We start from the raw sequence: 21,155 nt of genomic DNA, 5'->3' as shown, positions 1-21,155 counted from the left end.
GAGTGTGCTTCGTCCTGATCGGCCTGCTCGACGAGTGGCAGGATCACCCGCCGCTCTGGCTGCAAATGCTCGAGGGGGCGATGCTCGTGACCGCGCTCGAGCTGATCACCGGACTGATCGTCAACCGCTGGCTTGGCTGGAATGTCTGGGACTATTCCGACGTGCCGCTCAACCTCTGGGGGCAAGTGTGCCCGCAGTTTGCGGTCGCGTGGTTTTTTCTCTCGGCGCTGGCCGTGTGGCTGGAAAACGCGCTGCACCGGCTGGCGGCGCGGCTGACGCACCGGCAGGGGAGGTGATCTTTTGCCGGGTTGACCAAAAGACGGAAAAAAGCGCCCACACAGGGCGCAAAGTCGGGAGGAATGTAAAATGGTCGATGAAAACAAGCGGTTTTTAGATCACCTCGGCGTAACTGCCTGGCATGCTGCCGGATGGACGGGAAGCCGCGGCCTTACGGCGACAACTGAGGTGCTGGATGGTTCAGACGATCATGCGGCAAATACGCTCGCTGTTTTCCGGCTGATCGCGCCTGATCGCAAGGTGATCCGGCTGCGCACCGGCAGCAGCGTCATAGACGGCGTGACGCATCACAGGCTGATTGAGGAGTCCGTGCCGGAGATCATCCGGCAGCATGTCGATACGCTGTATTCAGCCGAGATCGTGGATGACCGGTGCGATGTATCCGTTGTCGATGCGGGGCTTGAGCCGGTAAAGGATTTTTGCAGTATTTTTTACGGCATCGGTAACGACAGCACAAGGGGATACAGCAAAATCACCGAGAGCAAGTACATATTCGGCGTGGGTGCTTATTATCTGATGGCTGGGACGAACGAAATGCGCCCTGCCTATTTTTCGAGCGTTTCCGAGCATGTCGATTTCGCCGCGCCTACTCTGATAAATCAGTTTTCCGGTACGAGCTGCGCGACGCCCTGCCTCTGCGGTATGGCCGCATTGGTCAATGATATGGCAATCGCTGTGACCGGCCGGCCGCTCTCGCAGGACGGCATGCACCGCTTTTTGGCGGACTGCGCGGTGGATATCGGCGCAGAAGGGTTTGACACAAAGGCCGGATACGGCGCGCCGATCCTTCCTGACCCGGCGAAAATCGACATTTGGGCATATCAGAGTAGGGAGGACAAAACAATGTACAAGGACGACGACAAAATCCCGGACTGGGCGCGGGAGGATGTGTACTATTGCAAGGAGATCGGCCTGATGCAGGGAGACGCGGACGGCAGCTTCCGGCCGGATGATCCTGTCACGCGTGCCGAGCTGGCCTGCGCGTTGGCAAGACTGCGTCGGGATATGGACAAGTGAAAGGAGATATAAAAATGGATCAGTTATTCACCGCGTTTGCAGACAAGGCAAACCTCATCGGTGCGGCGGTGGTCGCGGTGCTCAGCTGGACGTTCGGCGCGCACTGGCAGGTGTTCGTGCTGTTTCTGGCGCTCAACGTCGTCGATTTTTCCTATGGCATGCTGAAGGCCAAGCGGACGGACACGCTGTCGAGTGCCAAAGGGGCAAACGGCATCTGCAAGAAGGTCAGCTATTGGGTGGTGATCGCGCTGGCGTTCGCCGTGTCCGAGGTGCTAGTGGACTTCGGTGAGACGATCGGCGCGCCGCTTTCTTTCCTGCGGCTGCTCGGCTGGTTTACGCTGGGCGTATACATCCTCAATGAGCTGACAAGCATCGTGGAAAATCTGGTGGTGCTGGGCTACGACGTGCCGGAGATCGTCGTGCGTGGCCTGAATGCAGCGCACAGTGTGGTCGATGCGGCAGGGGACAAGGTGCTGCCGGAAAAGACGGAGGAGGACAAGGGAGAATGAAGATCATCGAATGCAACTTGCCGCGAAACGGCAATTTCACGCGCCGCAGCAAGACCGACGAGGTGATCCTGCACCACGCGGAGGCGTCCAGTGCGACCGTGTGGGATATCAACGACTGGCATCTGAATAACGGTTGGACGGGAATCGGCTATCACTATTACATCCGCAAAGACGGCAGCGTGTACCGCGGCCGGCCGGAGTGGGCACTCGGCGCGCATGCGGTCGGGCACAACGACCGCTCGATCGGCATCTGCTGCGAGGGCGCGTACATGACCGAGACCATGCCGGCGGCGCAGCTGGCGAGCCTCAAGGCGCTGCTGCGGGATATCATGGGGCGGTACGGCAAGCTGACTCTGCTCCGACACAAAGATGTGAACAGTACCGACTGCCCGGGCAAGAACTTCCCATGGGCGGAGGCGCAGGACTACATGAACGAGGAGAAGGAGGAACATAAAGTGACACAGGCAGAGTTTGAAGCGATGTACAACAAGGTAAACCCGCTGTACAAGACCATCGATGATGTGCCGGGCTACTGGCAGCAGGTGGTGCGCGTGATGCTTGACTGCGGCGCGATCGACGGCGGCACGGATGACAATCCGGACGACGTCAATATGCGTCACGAGGCGCTCAAGGCCGCGATTGTGGCATACCGCGCGGCAATGCACCAATAAGGTGTTCCATTTGGACACAGGAAAGCCCCGGCCATCCGGCCGGGGCTTTTGTTGGATTCGTTGCAAAAATGTTGCAATAAGTTTTGCTATACTTTTCAAAACCTGTAGATACCATGTCGATTTTTATAATAATATATGCTGTTTCTCACACGCGAGAGGTCGTGGGTTCGAGCCCCGCCAACCCCACCAAAAAGAAGCACCGCATGTCATAGATATGCGGTGCTTTTCTGTTTCCCGATACAAAAAGCGCCGGATTTCCGGCGCTTTTTGTGTTTTCCGTTTTTTATTTGCCCAGCAGACGATTCAGCAGCTTGCGCCAGCCGGGTTCGGGCGGCGCGGGATGCGCGGCCTGCTCACGGGCCTGTTCGATGGCCTGCTGCATGAGCAGCACCTGCGCGCAGATCGGATCGGGCACGGGCGGCTTTTTGCAGTAGGTGCCGTCCGGCTGCAGCACGCGCGCCTTGACCGTGTCATGCTGCATCGCATACAGGATATCATGCAGCCGCGCGCGGACTTCGGGCGAGTCGATCGGGCAGGCGATCTCGACGCGGCGCTCGGTGTTGCGGGTCATCATATCGGCCGAGGAGATGTACATCTTTTCCTCGGTGCCGCGGCCGAACACAAAGATGCGCGAATGTTCGAGGAAGCGGCCGACGATGCTGGTGACCGTGATGTTCTCGGTGTGCCCCTTGATGCCGGGCAGCAGGCAGCAGATACCGCGCACGATCATCTCGATGCGCACGCCCGCGCAGGACGCGTCGCGCAGCTTGTGAATGATGTCGATATCGGTCAGCGAATTGAACTTGAGCAGCATATATCCTTCGCTGCCGCGGGCGATCTGTTCGTCCATCAGGGCGAGAAGGTTGTTTTTCAGGCTGCTCGGCGCGACCAGCAGGCGGTTGTACCGGCCTTCGAGGTTGCCCATCGCCATGTTGTTGAAGAACGCGCCCGCGTCCGTGCCGATCGACTCATCCGAGGTGATGAGCGAGACGTCGGTGTACTGCGTGGCGGTTTTTTCATTGTAGTTGCCGGTGCCGACCTGCGTGATGTGGCGCACGGTGCCGCGCTCCTGCCGGGTGATCAGGCAGATCTTGGAGTGCACCTTGTAGTCCTCAAAGCCGTAGATGATCTTGCAGCCGGCTTCCTCCATGCGCTCGGACCAGTCGATGTTGTTCTGCTCGTCAAAACGGGCGCGCAGCTCGATCAGCGCGGTGACGTCCTTGCCGTTTTCCGCCGCGGCGCAAAGGTATTCGACCAGCTTGGCCTTGCGCGCGAGGCGGTAGATCGTGATGCGGATGGACAGCACCGCCGGGTCGTTGGCGGCCTCGCGGATCATCTGCAAAAACGGCTCCATGGATTCATACGGATAGGACAGCAGGACATCGCGCTTGAGCGCGGTCTTGAGCAGGCTCTGTCCCGCGGGCAGCATGGCGGGCTGCTGCGGGGAGAACGGCGGGTCGGACAGTGCGGCGCGCTGCTTATCCGGGAAGTGCTCGCCCAGCGAGAAAGCATAGCTCATCTGGAGCGGCGCCTTGCGCGACAGGAAGATCTGCGCATCCGACACGTCAAAGCGCTTGCGGAAGTATTCGGTGAAGTGGTCGCTGATCGGGCGGGTCAGTTCGACGCGCACGACCGCCATGCGGCGGCGCTGCCGCAGCAGCTTTTCCATTTTCTTGCGGAAGTCGCCTTCCTCGGCGCCGAAAGTCTCGTCGTCCGGGTTGATATCCGCGTTGCGGGTGACGCAGAACACGGTTTTTTCCAGCACGTCGTACATTTCAAACACATGGCCGGTGTATTCGAGCAGGATGTCCTCGATCGGGACATAGCGTTTTTCCTCGCCCGGCAGGAACACCAGCGCGGGCAGCGAAGCCGGCACGGGCAGCAGGCCGAGGCGTTCGCTCTTTTTGTGGCCGAGCAGGGCCGCGATATGCAGCACCTTGCCTTCCAGATGCGGGAAGGGATGGTGCGCATCCACGATCTGCGGGCTGAGCACCGGTGCGATCACATTTTTGAAATATTGCTTGATGTATTTCTGTTCCGCGGGCTCCAGATCGCGCACGGACAGGCGCCGCAGCCCTTCCGCGCACAGCCGCGCGTCCACGTCGGCGAAGGCTTCGTCGCGGCGCGCATACAGCGGCTCGACCGCGGCGTAGATGCGGTGCAGCTGCTCTTTGGCAGTCATGCCGGACTTGTTGTCCACATGCTCCTTGTCCACCGCGGCCATATCGCACAGGCTGCCCACGCGGATCATAAAGAATTCATCCAGATTGCTGGTGAAAATCGAAAGGAACTTGCACCGTTCCAGAAGCGGCACGGCGTCATCCTCCGCTTCGGCCAACACACGCGCATTGAACTGCAGCCATGACAGTTCACGGTTTTGCGTATAGCCCTGTTCCCAGATTGCCTGTGTCATGCAAGACATCCCCCTGTTTTTATTGCGGCCGCTGCAAACGCAAAGCGGCCATACTATCAGTCAGTATACTACTATTATACTGCTTTTTTGCGTCGGGACAATCCATTTTGTGTAAAAAGCATGTAAAAAGAGCGGTTTTTTTACTGCGGATGCAGCCTTGCGCGGCGTCAAACGGTCTGTTATACTGGAATCAGAAAGAGAAAGGAGCAGAAAACGGCATGAGAAACATCTGGCACGAGATTGATCCGCGCTGCATTACGCCGGAGCGCTTTACGGCGGTCATCGAGATTCCGGCGGGCAGCAAGAAAAAGTACGAACTGGACAAGCGCACCGGCCTGCTGCGGCTGGACCGCATTCTGTATACCTCGACGCATTACCCGGCAAATTACGGCTTTATCCCCCGTACTTACGCGGACGACGGCGATCCGCTCGATGTGCTCGTGCTGTGCACCGAGTCGCTCGATCCGCTGGTCGAAGTGGACTGCTATCCGATCGGCGTTATCCGTATGATCGATGAGGACGAGATCGACGACAAGATCATCGCGATCCCGTTTGAAGAGCCGACTTGGAACTTCTATCACGATATGGACGAGCTGCCGCCGCATTACGGCAACGAGATCACGCACTTTTTTGAGGTCTACAAGGGCCTGGAACACAAGCATACGACCACTTCAGACGCGCTCAACCGGGACAAGGCGATCGAAGTCATCAAGGACTGCATGCGCCGGTATGAGGTGCATTTCTGCGGCCGGCGGCCGGAAAAAGAAGAAGGCTGACGCAGGACAAAAGAAAAAGCGGAGGAAACGTTCCTCCGCTTTTTTGTTTACAGTTTTTCCAGCAGCTGCTTGAGCCACGCCTCGTTCATCGCGGGCGTATCACGCAGCGGGAAGTCGATCCCCATCCGGTCGTACTTTTCGATGCACAGCTTGTGGAAGGGGAGAAATTCAATCTTTTGCAGGTTGGGATAGCGCTCGGCGCGCGCCTTGACCAGCCGCAGATGCTCGAGGCTGTCGGTCAGGCCGGGCACGACCACATGCCGCACCCAGAGCGCCACGCCTTTCATCGCGGTCAGCTGCAAAAAGCGCTCGACCTGCGAAAGCTCGGCGCGGCAGTAGCGGCGATAGTCCGCCGCCGTCAGGAATTTCAGGTCGCACAGCACCAGATCGGTGTGCTGCAGCACGCGCTCGGCCGCGGCGGTCGAGCAGCCCGTGCCCGAGGTGTCCAGCGCAGTGTGCACGCCGTGCTCGTGCAGCTTGGCGAAAAACTCTTCGACAAACGCGGCTTGCAGCAGCGGCTCGCCGCCTGAAACGGTCACGCCGCCGCCGTTTTTCCAGTACGGCTGGTAGCGCAGCACGCGGCGCACGAGTTCATCGGTGTCGATCTCCTCGCCGCCCGACGCATCCCAGGTGTCCGGGTTGTGGCAGTAGACACAGCGCAGCGGGCAGCCTTGCAGGAAAATCACGCAGCGCACGCCCGGCCCGTCCACCGCGCCGAGGGACTGGATGGAATGCATGCGTCCGGTCATTTTGTCACAACCTTTCATCAATCGTGTTTCTGAAACAAGGGGGACGAGCGCCTGTCCCTCTGGGGTGGCAGCCATCCTCTCCCTGTTGTGTTGGCAATTGGGTGGCAGCCGCAAAGCGGGGCCCTGCTTTGCGCGCGCAGCGCGCCCTCACGGGAAAGAGGGGGATTGACAAGAGGGAGAAAACCGCAGGTTGTCTCCCTCTTGCCCGCCTGCGGCGCGCAGCCGCATTTTTTTCCGCTTTGGCAAAGCGCGTCCCAAGCGGGGAAAAGCGCCCGCGCCGCCGCGCAAAGTATTTTTTAGATCGCTTCGTGGAAGGTGCGCGAAATGACCTCGCGCTGCTGCTCACGGCTGAGCTTGTAGAAGTTGACCGCGTAGCCCGACACACGGATGGTCAGGTTGGGGTACTGCTCGGGATGCTCGTAAGCAGCGATCAGCGTGTCGCGGTTCATGACGTTGACGTTCAGGTGATGCGCCTTCTGCGCAAAGTAGCCGCTCATAATGGCAACCAGATTGTTTACGCGCTCCTCGTCGGTCTTGCCGAGTGCACCCGGCGTGATCGAGAAGGTGTTGGAAATGCCGTCGCGGCAGTAGTCATAGCTGAGCTTGGCAACCGAGTTGAGCGAGGCCAGCGCGCCCGACTTGTCGCGGCCCGACATCGGGTTTGCACCCGGGGCGAGCGGCTCGCCATGACGGCGGCCGTCCGGCGTGTTGCCGGTCTTTTTGCCGTACATGACGTTGGAGGTGATCGTCAGGATGGACAGGGTGTGGATCGCGCCGCGGTACAGCGGGTACTGGGTCAGCGCGTTGTAGAACTTCTCCACCTGCTCGCAGGCGATGGAGTCCACGCGGTCGTCGTCGTTGCCGAACTTCGGGAAGTCGCCTTCGATGGTGAAGTCCACGATGATGCCGTTCTCCGGGTTGCGGATCGGGTGCACCTTGGCGTACTTGATCGCGGAGAGCGAGTCCGCCATGCAGCTCATGCCCGCGATGCCGAACGCCATCAGGCGGCGCACCTCGGTGTCGTGCAGGGCCATCTGGCTCTTCTCGTAGGCGTACTTGTCGTGCATATAGTGGATGGTGTTCATCGCGGAGACGTAGGTCTTGGCCAGCCACGGACGGTAGAAGTCCATGCGGCGGCAAACCTCGTCATAATCGAGCGTGTCGCCGTCCATGACCGGCATCTCCGGGCCGACCTGCTCGAACTTGTTCTCGTCGCGGCCGCCGTTGATGGCCATCATCATCAGCTTTGCGATGTTGGCGCGCGCGCCGAAGAACTGCATGTCCTTGCCAACGCGCATCGCGGAAACGCAGCAGGCGATCGCGTAGTCGTCGCCGTAGTACGGGCGCATGACGTCGTCGTTCTCGTACTGCAAAGCGTCGGTGTCGATGGACACCTTGGCGATGAACTTCTTCCAGTTTTCCGGCAGCTGCTCACTCCACAGGACGGTCAGGTTGGGCTCGGCCGCCGGGTTGAGGTTATACAGCGTGTGCAGCACGCGGAAGCTGTTCTTGGTGACGAGCGGACGGCCGTCCTCGCCGATGCCGCCGACCGACTCGGTGATCCACATCGGGTCGCCGCCGAACAGTTCGTTGTACTCCGGGGTGCGCAGATGGCGCGCCATGCGCAGATGCAGCACGAAATCGTCCATGATCTCCTGCGCCTCGGACTCGGTCAGGATGCCGGCCTTGAGGTCGCGCTCGAAGTAGATATCGAGGAAGGTGGAGGTGCGGCCCAGGCTCATCGCCGCGCCGTTCTGCTCCTTGATGCCCGCGAGGTAGCCGAAGTACAGCCACTGCACGGCTTCCTTGGCGTTTTCCGCCGGGCGGGTGATGTCAAAGCCGTAGGAAGCGGCCATCTTGATCATGTCCCCCAGGGCGGTGATCTGGTCGTTCAGCTCCTCGGCGGTGCGGATCTCCTTTTCGGTCGTCGGCACTTCGCCCAGCGCGTCCTTGTCGCGCTGCTTCTCTTCGATCAGGCGGTTGACGCCGTAGAGCGCGACGCGGCGGTAGTCGCCGATGATGCGGCCGCGGCCGTAAGCGTCCGGCAGGCCGGTCAGCAGGCCGACGTGACGCGCCTCGCGCACGTCCTTGGTGTAGGCCGAGAACACGCCGTCGTTATGCGTCTTGTGGTATTTGAACTCCTCTTCGATCTTGGGGGAAACCTCGTAGCCGTAGGCCTTGCAGGCTTCGCGCACCATGCGCATGCCGCCGAACGGGTTGCAGGCGCGTTTGAGGGGCTCGTCGGTCTGCAGGCCGACGATGATCTCGTTGTCCTTGTCGAGGTAGCCCGGGTCGAATGCCGTGATCGTGATGACAGTCTCGGTATCGACATTGCGCACGCCGCCCTTCTCGCGCTCTTCGGCGAGCAGCGCGTCAAACTTTTCGCGCATCGCGGTCGTGCGGGCGGTTGCGGGCGCGAGGAACGCGCCGTCGCCCTCGTAAGGGGTGTAGTTTTTCTGGATGAAGTCGCGGACGTTGATTTCAGTCTGCCAATCGCCGCCGATGAAGGTGTTCCATGCGTTCATGTGAGTGATTCCTCCTGTTTCTTTGGTTCAGCTGCCCTTTTTTGGGTACAAAAAAGGGCAGCATCGCGTATCTTGTGCGACACTGCCCAGACGGTCGGCATTTTTTACGGAACTCCCTGCTCCCCGGTGGTTTGCGCTCCACCTTGTCCGTCAGTTGCAGGGAACTTGTCTGCATTAAGCATAGCACAACAGCATAGGGGATGCAACTGATGAATCCTACAAAAATTCCGCGCGGAAAATACTGCGTACTGCGACAGAAGTCAAAAACGGATGAATTGCGCCGCGGATGGAAAAGCTGACGAAAGGCTCTTCACAAGGCGGAAAAATTGGCGTATGATAATGGTAATAAAAAGGAGGTTGCGCTTATGAAGATTGGCATGCTGACAAGCGGCGGCGACTGCCAGGGCCTGAACTCTGCCCTGCGCGGCGTGGCAAAGACGCTGTATAACGAACTGGGCAGCAAGGTGACCATCTATGGCATCCGGGACGGCTACCGCGGTTTGATCGAGGGCGATTACCACGAGATGAACCCGCGGGATTTCTCCGATATCCTGACCGTGGGCGGCACGATCCTGGGCACGTCCCGCCAGCCGTTCAAGGAAATGCAGAAGGCGACCGAGGACAGCGAGGAAACCAAGCTGCAGAAAATGCTCAAAACCGTCAATGAAGAAGGGTTTGACTGCCTGGTCATTCTGGGCGGCAACGGCACGCACAAGACCGCGAACCTCCTCAGTGAGAACGGGGTCAACGTGGTTACGCTGCCCAAGACGATCGACAACGACCTGTGGGGCACCGAGATGACCTTCGGCTTCCAGTCCGCGATCGACATCGCCACGACGGTCATCGACTCCATCCACTCGACCGCGTTCTCGCACTCTCGCGTGTTCATCGTGGAAGTCATGGGCCACAAGGCCGGCTGGCTGACGCTGTATTCCGGCATTGCGTCCGGTGCGGACGTCATCGTCATTCCGGAGATCCCGTATTCGGCCAAGAAGATCGCGGAAGCGATCGAGAAACGCTCCAAGAGCGGCAAGCGGTTCTCCATCCTTGCGGTCGCGGAAGGCGCGATCAGCCAGGAAGAGGCCAAGATGAGCAAGAAGGAATTCAAGGCCGCGCGCGAAAATATGCCCTATCCGTCCATCTCCTACCGCATTGCGGACGAGCTCAAGGAGATCACGGGGCAGGAGATCCGCGTCACGATCCCGGGCCACTATCAGCGCGGCGGCGCGCCCTGCCCGGCAGACCGCCTGCTGACCAGCCGCTTCGGCGTGGCGGCGGCCGAACTGATCCGCCAGAAGAAGTACGGCTATATGGTGGCGCTGCAAAACGACAAGATCGTGCCCGTGCCGCTGAAAGACGTGGCCGGCAAGCTTAAGACCGTGCCGCCCGACGGCGAAGTCGTGCGCGCCGCGCGTGCGCTCGGCCTGTCGATGGGCGACTAAAGTGAAAAAATATAGCAAAAGGACGTGCCGTGGCACGTCCTTTTGTCTGCCGAAGCGAAAATCAGAACGGTAATGCGGAGGGGGTCAGTCCTGCGTGCTGTTCGGATTCTTGCTCTGGGTGTTCGGGTTCGGGTTCTTGTTCTGGCTGCCGTTCGGACACTGGTTGGTGGTGGACGGGTTCTGACGCTTGTTCTGCTTGCTCATGGGAAATCACCTCTTTTTTGAAGTTTTCGAGCGTAGTTTGCACAGAACATGCGAAAAATATGCATGCGGGTATTGCGGAAACATGAAAAATCTGATAAAATTTGTTTGCGCCGTATGGCGTTTTTGAGGTTATATTAAAATCATTTCAGATAGAAAGAGGGACTTTTCCACCATGTCGGGACACTCCAAGTGGCATAATATTGCCAAGCGCAAGGGCGCAAACGACGCGAAAAAGGCAAAAATTTTCACCAAGATCGGCCGTGAGATGGCGATCGCCATCAAGGAAGGCGGTTCGGCCAACCCGGACTTCAACTCCCGCCTGCGCGACTGCATCGCCAAGGCCAAGGCCAACAATATGCCCAACGACAACATCAAGCGCACGCTGGACAAGTATTCGGGCGCGAACGGCCAGGTCAACTACGAGGCCAACAACTATGAGGGCTACGGCGTCGGCGGCGTCGCGGTCGTTGTCGAAACGTTGACCGATAACAAGAACCGCACGGTAGCGGATGTGCGCCACCTGTTCGATAAGTACGGCGCGGGTCTGGGCGCGACCAACTGCGTATCCTGGCAGTTCGACAAGAAGGGCGTTATCATCATGGAGCGCGGCGATCTGGACGAGGACACCGTGATGATGCAGGCGCTCGAAGCCGGTGCCGAGGATTTCCAGGCGGACGACGAGACTTTCGAGATCTACACCACGCCGGAGGATTTTTCGGCGGTGCGCGAAGCGCTTGAGACGCTGGGCTACTCCTTCGTCGAGGCTGAGGTTGAGCTGGTGCCGCAGAACTATATCACGCTCGAGAAGGAAGAGGACATGGCGCAGATGCGCAAGCTGCTCGACAACCTCGAGGATAATGACGACGTACAGGCCGTTTGGCACAACTGGGAGAACGAAGCGGATTACGAAGGCTAAGCCGCGTTCGTTTTCGGAAAAATCAGATGAATGGCGCAGCCGCTTTTTCCCAACGGGAAAGGCGGCTGTGTTTTTTTGCAGCGGGGACAAAAAATCCGTTGCGCACGGCGGCAAAGTATGCCATGATAAAGGCAAACGGAACGCCGCCAGGCAGGAAAGAGGTTTGTATATGAACATCGGGACAATCGGAACGGGCAATATCGTGACATGGGTGATGACCGAAGCCGTGCGCGTGCAGGACGTGACCTATGAGGCGGTCTATTCCCGTGGGGAAGCGACCGGCCGCGCGCTGGCCGAGCGGTTCGGCGTGCGCAAGGTGTATACCACGCTGGAGGACATGCTGGCCGACCCGGCGGTCGATTGGGTTTATGTCGCCTCGCCCAACAGTCTGCACTATGCGCAGACCAAGGCGGCGCTCGAGGCGGGCAAGCATGTGATCTGCGAAAAGCCGTTTGCGCCCACGCGCGCGCAGGCCGAGGAGCTGGCCGCGCTTGCCGAGAACAAGGGGCTGTTCCTGTTTGAGGGCATCACGACACTGTTCCTGCCGCATTTTGCGCGCATCCGCGAAGCCTTGCCCGCGATCGGGCCGGTGCGGCAGGTGTCGTGCTCGTTCTGCCAGTATTCGAGCAAATACGACGCGCTCAAGGCCGGGCAGACGCCCAATGTGTTCAACCCCGCGTTCGCGGGCGGCGCGCTCATGGATATCAACCTGTATAACCTGTATTTTGTGTACGGCCTGTTCGGCATGCCGCAGGCGGTGCACTACCACGCGCGGCGGCACGCAAACGGCATCGACCTCGGCGGCGTGGCGGTGCTGGAATATCCGGGCTGCATCGCCGCGTGTACGGGCGCGAAAGACTGCCAGGGCGAAAACGGCGCGCAGATCATCGGGGAAAAGGGCAGGATCCTTGTGGAAAACCCGGTCAGCATGTGCACGCGCGTGACGGTCGTGACAGACGCGGGCGAGCAGGTTTTTGACGAGCAGCAGGGCGAGACCGCGTGGTACTGGGAGATGCAGGGCATCGCGGCGCTGGTCCGTGCGGGGGACCGGGCGGAATGCCGCCGCCGGATGGCGAAAACCGTCGAAATGGCGGCGCTGCTCGAGCGCGCGCGGCAGGACGCGGGCATCACATTCCCGGACGCGGAGTGAGCGGGGGCTTTTCCTTCGCACGCAAAGCGTGTATAATAGAAAAAAACGACCCATGGGACAGAGGAGGTCCGGTTATGGCGGATTTTGTATCGCATCATCTGTTTGGAGAACAGGTGCACAGTGTATTCCCGGCGACCGTGCAGGAGCTGGTGCGCAAGCATCCGGTGAGCTTCCGGTGGGGCTGTCAAGGCCCTGACCCGCTGTTTTACCGCAAGATCTTGTTCGGCAGTCCGCTGCACAAGCTGGGCAACCGCATGCATTCGGAAAAGACCGACGAACTGTTCACGGCGCTCGCGCGCGGTGTACATTGCCTGACCGGCGCGGCGCAGGAGGCCGCCGCGGCGTATTTTTACGGCTTTTTGTGCCACTATGCGCTGGACAGCCAGATTCACCCCTATGTGTACTGCCGGCAGGAGCAGATCTGCTCGGCGGATGCCAAGCTGAGCGCTTCCGCGGTGCACTGTCAGATCGAAAGCGACATCGACTATCTGGTGTACGAGCGGGCGTACCATGCGCCGGTGACCGAGTTCAAACCCGAGGGCTTTTACCGGCTGCCGGCGGAGGAAAAAGCGGTGCTGGCGGTGCTGCTGCACGCGGTGCTGGAAAATGTGTATGGCGAGGATGTGCCGGTGCGCGACCTGCGGCGTGCGTTCGACGAGATGCTGTCGTGGGAGAGCTTCCTGTATTCGGAAAACCGCGCGGTGTACCGCGGCGCGCAGCGGCTTGAGCGCATGGCGGGGCGCGGCGCCATCCTGACTGGCCACATGAAGATCGAGCGCCCGGCGTGGGACGCGCTCAACGAGCAGCACACGCCCTGGCACAACCTGTGGACGCCCGAGGAGACGCGCACGGATTCCGTGCCCGAGCTGTTTGGGTTGGCACGCATCGGTGCGGCCGCGATGGCCGGGCAGTATGCCGCGCAGTTCGATTCGGGTTTACAGCTGCACTGCCACTTTAAGCAGCCGTTTGACAACGGAAGCCCGAAAAAAATACCTCAATGAAAAGGCACGCCTTTCCATTGAAGAGGACGCACCGCGCAAAGCGCGGATGCGTCCAAAGCGAGAAAAAGTTCCGATAAACGAAACTTTTTCTCTTCCTTGTATAAAATCCGGGGTGCATGTCCCCGGATTTTATGAAAAAGCCTGCCAATGCAGGCTTTTTCTATTGTATATGCGGCGGGAGCGCGGAAAAGCGTTAGCGGCGGCTATTTTTTGCGCTGCGGTTTGCGATTTGCCGCAGACTGTGGTACAATATAAGGAAATTTCGCCGGAGGAGGGCATGACGGACGTGCAGGGTGTATTATACTACTTCATTGCGGTCAGCGTGATCGGCGCGGTCGTCTGCATCTACGACAAGCTCGCTGCGCGCAGCGGGTGGCGCCGCGTGCCCGAGCGCACGCTGTTTTTCTGGGCGCTGGTCGGCGGCGGGCCAGGGGTGTATCTGACCATGCTGCTCATCCGCCACAAGACGCTGCACCGCAGCTTTATGCTGGGGATTCCGGCGATTATGATATTGCAGATCGCAATCATATGCGGTATATATAACATTTTGTATTCGAGGGGATTGTTATGACCAACGCATTGGTCCATTGGTTCATCCGTGACGCGGACAATATTAAGGATGCGCGCGTGCGCGAAAAGTACGGCGTGCTGTCCGGCGCGGTCGGTATTGCATGCAACGTATTTCTGTTTCTGCTCAAGCTTGTGATTGGTCTGCTCACCGGCTCGATCTCGATCGCGGCGGATGCGTTCAACAACCTGTCCGACGGCCTGTCCTGCCTGATCTCGATCGTGGGCTTCAAGGTGTCCGGCAAGGCGCCGGACGCCAAGCATCCGTTCGGCTACGGCCGCACCGAGTATATCGCGGGCCTGATCGTGGCGTTCATCATCGTTTTGGTGGGCTTTGAGTTCCTGAAAACCTCGTTCGACCGCATCATCCACCCTGAGCCGGTGGCGTTTTCGGTGGTGCTGCTGGTGATTCTTGCGGTTTCCATGCTGGTCAAGCTGTGGATGGGCGCGTTCAACTCGTCGATTGGCGGCCGGATCGAGTCGCCCGTGCTGATGGCGGCGGGACAGGACAGCCGCAACGACGTGATCACCACTTCGGTGGTCGTCGTCGGCATGATCGCGGGCCGCTTTACCACCCTGCCGGTGGACGGTTATGTCGGCGTACTGGTGGCGCTGTTCATTCTGTGGGCCGGTATCGGTATTGTGCGCGACACGGTCGCGCCGCTGCTGGGCGAGGCTGCCGATCCTGAAGTGGCGCACAACATCGAAGAGATCGTGCGGGAGTCGGATTACATCGTGGGCGTGCACGACCTGATCGTACACAACTACGGCGCGGGCCGCTCGCTGGCGTCGCTGCACGCCGAAGTGCCGAGCGATTCCGACTTCGTCGCCGTGCATGAGGTGATCGACGAGGCGGAAAAGCGCGTTTGGCAGCGCACGGGCGTGTATCTGGTCATTCACATGGACCCGATCGACGTCAACGACGAGCATGTTGCCGCGCTGCGCGAGCAGGTAGACAGCGTGCTGCGCGATATTGACGAAAACCTTTCCATGCATGATTTCCGCGTGGTGGACGGCGAGCGGCAGATCAATTTGATTTTCGACGTGGTCGTACCGTTTACCTATGACGAGAAGGGCAAGCGCGATCTGATGATGCAGATCTATGACCGCCTCAAGGAGATCGACACGCGGTACAATCCGGTGGTGACGCTGGATCACCAAATGTAAAAATCTCGACCAAACCGTACAGGTTTGGTCGAAGAGGGACGCACCGCGGCGGTGCCGCGGATGCGTCCCGCGCGAGAAAAAGTTCCGACAAGCGAAACTTTTTCTCTTCCTTGTATCAAAAGCCCGGCAAAGCCGGGCTTTTGATGAAAAGAACCGCTTTTTAGCGGTTCTTTTTTGTTTTATGCGCCTTGCGGCGCGGGAAAAGGGGATGCCTTGCGGTGCATGGGGCGGCATGATACAATAAGGAAAGAGAATTGCCGTCCGGACGGGCGGACAATATATGTAACGGAGGGTTTTCCTATGCTGCTGATTCAAAACGGCCGGGTGCTGGACCCGTATACCGGCGTGGACGCGCCGCGCGATGTGCTCATCGGGGACGACGGCGTGATCGCTGCGGTGCAGCCGCACCTGGACGCGCCCGCGGGCTGTGAAGTATATGATGCGGCCGGGCTGACGGTTTCGCCCGGCTTTGTGGACGGGCATGTGCATTTCCGCGATCCCGGCCAGACCCAGAAAGAGGACGTGTTGACCGGTGCGGCGGCGGCCGCCGCGGGCGGCTACGCGACCGTCATCTGCATGGCCAACACACTGCCGACCTGCGATACGCCTGAGATCATTCGCTATGTGACCGACAAGGCCAAGGACTGCCCGGTTGAGGTGCTGCAGGCCGGCGCGGTGACAAAGGGGCTGAAAGGGCAGGAGCTGACCGATTTTGACGCGCTGACGGCCGCCGGCGCGCCCTGTCTGACCGATGACGGCGTCAATCTGACTTCGGCGGGGCTGTGCCGCACCGCGATGGAGCAGGCTGCCGCGCGCGGCATTCTGCTGTCATTCCACGAGGAGGAGCCGTCGCTCGTGCCGTCGCCCGGCGTCAACTACGGTTCGGCCGCGGCAAAGCAGTTCGGTGTGCCGGGCGCACGCGCCAGCGCGGAAACCGCGATGATCGCGCGCGATATCGCGCTTGCGCTGGATACGGGTGCGCGCGTGGTGTTCCAGCATATCTCCTGTGGGCAGTCGGTCGCACTCATCCGCGCGGGCAAGGCGCTCGGCGCGCGTGTTTATGCCGAGGTCACGCCGCACCACCTGAGCCTGACCGAGGACGACGTGCCCGCGCACGGCACCTATGCGCGCATGAACCCGCCGCTGCGCCGCGAGGCCGACCGGCAGGCGCTGATCGAGGGTCTGTGCGACGGCACGATCGACATGATCGCCACCGACCATGCGCCGCACACCGCGGAGGAGAAGGCGCGCGAGTTTGCCAAGGCACCGAGCGGCATCACGGGGCTGGAAACCGCGTTTTCCGTGTGCAACACCTATCTGGTCAAGACCGGACACCTGACCCCGATGCAGCTGATGGAAAAGATGAGCAAATCGCCCGCGGAGATTTACGGGCTGACTGGCCGCGCCGTGGCCGAGGGCAATTTTGCCCGTCTGGTGCTGCTCAACTGGGATACCGAGACGGTTTACAAAACGTATAAATCAAAAGGAATCAACACGCCGTATACCGGCATGCCGCTTTCCGGCGCGCCGCGCGCCATCGTGACGGGCGCGTGTGTGACCGCGCGCTGACCGAAAACCGCCCGTCCGCGCGTTAAAAATTGCCAAAGCGCGGGCTGCATAATGCGCCGCGTTCCAGTCATACTACCTGTACAACCAGAAATTGCGTATGGGAGGGAACGCGTAAATGAAGGCAACCGGCATTGTGCGCCGTATCGATGACTTGGGGCGTGTCGTCATTCCGAAGGAAATCCGCCGCACGCTGCGGATCCGCGAAGGCGACCCGCTGGAAATTTTCACCGACCGCGACGGTGAGGTGATTTTCAAAAAGTATTCCCCGATGGGGGAAATGGGAGCGCTGGCGGGTGAGCTGGCCGAGGCGCTGGCCCGCACGGCGGGGATGAGCTGCGCGATCTGTGACCGCGACGCGGTGATTGCCGCGGCGGGCGGCGCGAAAAAGGACATTTTGGAAAAGCGCATCTCCGCGGAGCTGGAACAGCTGATGGAGCAGCGCGTGGTGTATGAGCGCGGCGTGGACGACGCGCCCGAGCTGACGGTCTCCGACCACGACGCATATAATGTGGTCGTGGCGGTGCCGATCATCACCGAAGGGGATGTGACCGGCTGCGTGGCGTACCTGAGTGAGGACGAGGGGACGTCTGCCACCGAGGGGACGGTCAAGCTGTGCCAGACCGCGGCGCAGTTCATGGCCAAGCGGGTCGCGGTATAAAGGAGGGCGGAGCAGATGAAGGACAAGCACACCCCTGAACGCGAGCCCAAGCCGTTCCCGCAATATGACGACGCGGCACATATCGATTCCGCCGCGGTCGCGCCCGTGCCGCCTTGGTCGCAGGACAAGCCGCCGCGCGGCGATCCCGCGGCAACGGCATATACCGAAATGTATTGCCAAAACCCGAAAAACAAGCAATGAGACCGGCCGGCCGGCGCTTTCGAGCGCCGGCTTTTTTCATGCTTTTGGAAGTAGGTCCCAGAGATGGGAAATCACAGTTTGTTCACAAAAGGAGTAGAGAAAACACCAGCAGATAATCAAGCCACACAAAGATTTTTTGTTTTTTGGTCAATTTTTTTGTGTTTTGGACTTGCTTATTTGGTATAAGAGACAGTATAATCTATCTTGTAAGGCTGCGCCAAGGCACGGCCTTACAATTTCCTTATGAAGATGGAGCCGCGCCCCCTCGGCGCAGGTTCTTCTTGCGCAAAAAAATAGAGAGGTGAAAAACATGGTGTATTCGTTCCGTGGCGGCATTCACCCGGGTACGCACAGCGACCCCGGGTTTAAATCCGCGACAAACACCAAGCCGATCGAGAAGCTGGCATTGCCGGATGAGGTCATCCTGCCGGTTTCCATGCACATCGGCGCTCCGGCAAAGCCGATTGTTTCGGTCGGCGATACCGTGGATCTGGGACAGCCCATCGCGGAAGCCGGCGGCTTTGTCAGCGCTCCTGTCCATGCAACCGTGTCCGGTAAGGTAAAGGCGATCGAGCCGCGCCTGCACCAGAACGGCAGCAAGGTTCTGTCCATCGTGATCGAAAACGATGGCGAGGATCGCAAGCACGAGTCCGTGCATCCGTATGATTTTGCTTCGATGAGCAATGAGGAGCGCATCGAGTGCATCCGTTCCGGCGGTATCGTCGGTCACGGCGGCGCAACGTTCCCGACCCATGTCAAGATCCAGTCCGGTATCGGCAAGTGCGACACGGTCATCATCAACGCGGCGGAATGCGAGCCGTACATAACGAGCGACCATCGCCTGCTGCTCGAGCGTCCGGAAGAAGTGATCGGCGGCCTGAAGATGCTGGCCGACATCATGGGCGTGCAGAACGCGATCATCGCCATCGAGGAGAACAAGTCCGACGTTTTCCCGGGCATCGAAAAGCTGATCGCGGACGATCCGCGCCTCAAGCTCTATCCCCTCAAGTGCAAGTACCCGCAGGGCGCGGAAAAGCAGCTCATTAACGCCTGCACCGGCCGCGAGGTTCCCTCGGGCAAGCTGCCGGCGGACGCTGGCTGCGCGGTGTTCAACGTGGATACCGCAGGTGCGGTTTACCGCCGCTTCACGACCGGCATGCCGGTCATCCGCCGTGTCGTCACGGTGTCCGGCTCTGCGATTGCGGAACCGAAGAACCTCGAAGCGCGCATCGGCACGCCGATCGAAAAGCTGATCGACGCCTGCGGCGGCTTCAAGGAAGCTCCGAACAAGCTGCTCGCCGGCGGCCCGATGATGGGCGTGGCGCAGTTCTCGCTGGAAGTTCCGGTGCTCAAGGGCACCAACGCTTTCCTCGCTTTCTGCGGCGAAGAGGATAAGCGCGTTGCCGATCCGCAGTGCATCCGCTGCGGCAAGTGCGTAGGCGCCTGCCCGATGCATCTGCTGCCGAACTACATGAACCTGTACGGCAAGAAAGAAGATCTGGACAACGCACTCGAGTGCGGCGTGATGGACTGCATCGAATGCGGTTCCTGCGCATACGTCTGCCCGGCCCGTATCCCGCTGGTGGCGCAGTTCCGCCTGACCAAGGGTAAGATTCAGGCCAAGCGTGCGGCGGAAAAGGCCAAGGCGGAAGCCGAAAAGGCAAAGGCTGAGGCGGAAAAGGCCGCTGCCGACGAGAAAAAGTAAGGAGGGGAAACGAAAATGTATGATCTGAGTAAAGTCGTCGTCACCTCCTCACCCCATATCAAGGCGGATGACGATACCCGCAGCCTGATGCTGGATGTGCTGATCGCACTGCTTCCCGCGCTCTGCGTTGCGGTATACACCTTTGGTCCCCGTGCGCTCGTGCTGACCGTGATTTCCATGGTTGCCTGCGCCGTGTTTGAGACCATCTATAACAAGATTGTAGGACATCCGAACACCATCGGCGACCTGTCCTGCTTCGTGACCGGCATCCTGATCGCGTTCAACGTGCCGGTATCCGCCCCGTGGTGGATGCTGGTGTTCGGCGCGCTGTTCGCCATCATCATCGTCAAGATGCTGTTCGGCGGCCTGGGCAAGAACTTCATGAATCCGGCGCTCGGCGCGCGTGCCTTCATGATGGCGTCCTGGGCTGGTTTGATGACCACCTGGACCCAGCCGCATGCGTCCCTGCCGATCATCGGTTCGGTTTCCGTGACCGACGCGATCTCGACCGCGACCCCGCTCGCGTCCCTCAAGAACGGCACCCTGCCGGAGGGCGTCAGCCTGCTGGACATGTTCCTCGGCCAGACCGGCGGCGTCATCGGTGAGACCTGCGCGCTGGCGCTGATCGCCGGCGGCGTTTACCTGCTGTGGCGCAAGGTTATCACCATCAATATCCCGGCGGCTTACATCCTGACGGTTGCCGTCATTACCTTCCTGTTCCCGATGGGCGACGTATCCCGTGTACAGTGGATGCTGTCCCAGGTGCTGTCCGGCGGCCTGATGCTCGGCGCGATCTTCATGGCGACCGACTACGTCACCAGCCCGGTTACCCCCAAGGGCCAGATCATCTTCGGCATCGGCTGCGGTCTGCTGACCGTGTTTATCCGCTACTTCGGCGGCCTGCCGGAAGGTGTTTCGTACTCCATCCTGATCATGAACACGCTGGTTTGGGCGATCGACAAGGCCACCCATCCCCGCAAGTTCGGCTATGCGCTGGATAAGAAGAAGGAGGCACAGTAAGTTATGGATAGCAGCAAAAAGGGCGGCGGCATTCTGATGCTGGTCGTCGTACTGGGCCTGATCACCTTTGTCTGCGCGCTGCTTCTGGGCGTTGTCAACGGTGTGACAAAGGACAAGATCGAACAGAACGGCATTGAGACCCGCAATGCGGCAATGAGCGAGATCATTCCGGATGCGGAGTTTTCCGATGTAGAGGTTCCGGCGGACTTTGCGTCTCCGGAAGATAAGAACCAGCCGGTGGTTTCCGGCGTATACAAGGCGACGCTCGACGGCGCGGACGCAGGCTACTGCGTGGAAGTCAACCCCAAGGGCTTCGGCGGCGCGCTCAAGATGATCGTCGGCATCAATGCGGACGGCACGGTTGCCGGCATCAAGGTAACCGAAGCATCCGAGACCCCGGGCCTCGGCGCCAAGTCCCAGAGCGATAAGAACTGGATCGCACAGTTCGCCGGCCAGCCGGCGGACGGCAGCCTGGCCGTTACCAAGGACGGCGGCACGATCAACGCCATCACCGGCGCGACCATCACCTCCCGTGCGGTCACCCTCGGTGTCAATACTGCGGCAAACTGCGTCGCAAGTCTGGGTTAAAGGAGGAAGA

General features: G+C 60.1%; 20 protein-coding genes and 1 riboswitch. Of the genes, 17 read left to right on the top strand and 3 right to left on the bottom strand.

Going from position 1 to position 21,155, the window contains the following annotated elements; all coding sequences use genetic code 11:
* The 4 genes from EJL02_RS10315 to EJL02_RS10300 form a co-directional block, all read left to right on the top strand.
* Positions 1–296: putative ABC transporter permease (locus EJL02_RS10315; RefSeq protein ID WP_243114457.1), on the top strand; the 296-nt coding region annotated here is incomplete at its 5' end.
* Positions 297–366: 70 nt separating this feature from the next.
* Positions 367–1,314 (top strand): S-layer homology domain-containing protein, encoded by a 948-nt coding sequence (locus EJL02_RS10310; protein ID WP_125116325.1) that lies wholly within the window; start codon positions 367–369, stop codon positions 1,312–1,314.
* Positions 1,315–1,328: 14 nt separating this feature from the next.
* Positions 1,329–1,823, top strand: a complete 495-nt coding sequence (locus EJL02_RS10305; protein ID WP_125116324.1) for a phage holin family protein — start codon at positions 1,329–1,331, stop codon at positions 1,821–1,823.
* The gene (locus EJL02_RS10300) at positions 1,820–2,494 is read left to right on the top strand and encodes an N-acetylmuramoyl-L-alanine amidase (protein ID WP_125116323.1); all 675 of its coding nucleotides are present in this window, start codon (positions 1,820–1,822) and stop codon (positions 2,492–2,494) included. The genes EJL02_RS10305 and EJL02_RS10300 overlap by 4 nt, the downstream gene beginning before the upstream one ends.
* Positions 2,495–2,777: 283 nt before the next feature.
* On the opposite strand, the gene ppk1 is transcribed toward EJL02_RS10300, so the two are convergent.
* Positions 2,778–4,907 carry a polyphosphate kinase 1 gene (gene ppk1, locus EJL02_RS10295; RefSeq protein WP_125116322.1) on the bottom strand — a complete coding sequence of 710 codons (2,130 nt, stop codon included), beginning with the start codon at positions 4,905–4,907 and terminating at the stop codon, positions 2,778–2,780.
* A gap of 218 nt (positions 4,908–5,125) precedes the next feature.
* On the opposite strand from ppk1, the gene EJL02_RS10290 reads away from it, so the two are divergent.
* Entirely contained in the window at positions 5,126–5,683 is a 558-nt protein-coding gene (locus EJL02_RS10290; protein ID WP_125116321.1) for an inorganic diphosphatase, read from the top strand.
* Positions 5,684–5,730: 47 nt separating this feature from the next.
* Here the strand turns inward: EJL02_RS10290 and pflA are convergent, their stop codons facing one another.
* Together pflA and pflB are read right to left on the bottom strand one after the other, a co-directional pair.
* On the bottom strand, positions 5,731–6,432 hold the full coding sequence (pflA, locus tag EJL02_RS10285) for a pyruvate formate-lyase-activating protein (protein ID WP_125116320.1): 702 nt from the start codon (positions 6,430–6,432) through the stop codon (positions 5,731–5,733).
* 296 nt (positions 6,433–6,728) lie between these two features.
* Positions 6,729–8,957 carry a formate C-acetyltransferase gene (gene pflB / locus EJL02_RS10280; RefSeq protein ID WP_125116319.1) on the bottom strand — a complete coding sequence of 743 codons (2,229 nt, stop codon included), beginning with the start codon at positions 8,955–8,957 and terminating at the stop codon, positions 6,729–6,731.
* Between the two features lie 77 nt (positions 8,958–9,034).
* A riboswitch (ZMP/ZTP riboswitch) is annotated at positions 9,035–9,125 on the bottom strand.
* A 197-nt stretch (positions 9,126–9,322) separates the two neighbouring features.
* Between pflB and EJL02_RS10275 the strand changes: the two genes are divergently transcribed.
* The 12 genes from EJL02_RS10275 to EJL02_RS10220 all read left to right on the top strand — a co-directional run bounded on the left by EJL02_RS10275 (position 9,323) and on the right by EJL02_RS10220 (position 21,145).
* A complete protein-coding gene (locus EJL02_RS10275; RefSeq protein WP_125116318.1) occupies positions 9,323–10,399 on the top strand; it encodes a 6-phosphofructokinase in 1,077 nt (358 codons plus the stop codon).
* A 376-nt stretch (positions 10,400–10,775) separates the two neighbouring features.
* A complete protein-coding gene (locus tag EJL02_RS10270; protein ID WP_125116317.1) occupies positions 10,776–11,519 on the top strand; it encodes a YebC/PmpR family DNA-binding transcriptional regulator in 744 nt (247 codons plus the stop codon).
* 169 nt (positions 11,520–11,688) lie between these two features.
* The gene (locus tag EJL02_RS10265) at positions 11,689–12,669 is read left to right on the top strand and encodes a Gfo/Idh/MocA family protein (RefSeq protein ID WP_164510385.1); all 981 of its coding nucleotides are present in this window, start codon (positions 11,689–11,691) and stop codon (positions 12,667–12,669) included.
* Positions 12,670–12,743: 74 nt separating this feature from the next.
* A complete protein-coding gene (locus tag EJL02_RS10260; protein WP_164510384.1) occupies positions 12,744–13,670 on the top strand; it encodes a zinc dependent phospholipase C family protein in 927 nt (308 codons plus the stop codon).
* A gap of 277 nt (positions 13,671–13,947) precedes the next feature.
* The gene (locus EJL02_RS14200; RefSeq protein WP_164510383.1) at positions 13,948–14,241 is read left to right on the top strand and encodes a DUF1294 domain-containing protein; all 294 of its coding nucleotides are present in this window, start codon (positions 13,948–13,950) and stop codon (positions 14,239–14,241) included.
* On the top strand, positions 14,238–15,404 hold the full coding sequence (locus EJL02_RS10250; RefSeq protein ID WP_125116313.1) for a cation diffusion facilitator family transporter: 1,167 nt from the start codon (positions 14,238–14,240) through the stop codon (positions 15,402–15,404). Before EJL02_RS14200 ends, EJL02_RS10250 begins: the two co-directional genes overlap by 4 nt.
* Positions 15,405–15,704: 300 nt before the next feature.
* Complete coding sequence (locus EJL02_RS10245; protein WP_125116312.1) at positions 15,705–16,973, top strand: dihydroorotase; 1,269 nt, start codon at positions 15,705–15,707, stop codon at positions 16,971–16,973.
* A gap of 115 nt (positions 16,974–17,088) precedes the next feature.
* On the top strand, positions 17,089–17,631 hold the full coding sequence (locus tag EJL02_RS10240) for a stage V sporulation T C-terminal domain-containing protein (RefSeq protein ID WP_125116311.1): 543 nt from the start codon (positions 17,089–17,091) through the stop codon (positions 17,629–17,631).
* Between the two features lie 15 nt (positions 17,632–17,646).
* Positions 17,647–17,832, top strand: a complete 186-nt coding sequence (locus EJL02_RS10235; RefSeq protein ID WP_125116310.1) for a hypothetical protein — start codon at positions 17,647–17,649, stop codon at positions 17,830–17,832.
* Between the two features lie 310 nt (positions 17,833–18,142).
* Positions 18,143–19,537, top strand: coding sequence for an electron transport complex subunit RsxC (gene rsxC, locus EJL02_RS10230; RefSeq protein WP_125116309.1), 1,395 nt, complete (start codon positions 18,143–18,145; stop codon positions 19,535–19,537).
* Positions 19,538–19,552: 15 nt separating this feature from the next.
* On the top strand, positions 19,553–20,557 hold the full coding sequence (locus EJL02_RS10225) for an RnfABCDGE type electron transport complex subunit D (protein ID WP_125116308.1): 1,005 nt from the start codon (positions 19,553–19,555) through the stop codon (positions 20,555–20,557).
* Positions 20,558–20,560: 3 nt separating this feature from the next.
* Positions 20,561–21,145, top strand: a complete 585-nt coding sequence (locus EJL02_RS10220; RefSeq protein ID WP_125116307.1) for an RnfABCDGE type electron transport complex subunit G — start codon at positions 20,561–20,563, stop codon at positions 21,143–21,145.
* Positions 21,146–21,155: the final 10 nt, after the last annotated feature.

It is taken from the genome of Agathobaculum sp. Marseille-P7918, assembly GCF_900625105.1.
In the GTDB taxonomy this organism is placed as follows: Bacteria; Bacillota; Clostridia; order Oscillospirales; family Butyricicoccaceae; genus Agathobaculum.
This window is presented reverse-complemented; position numbering and strand designations above follow the sequence as displayed.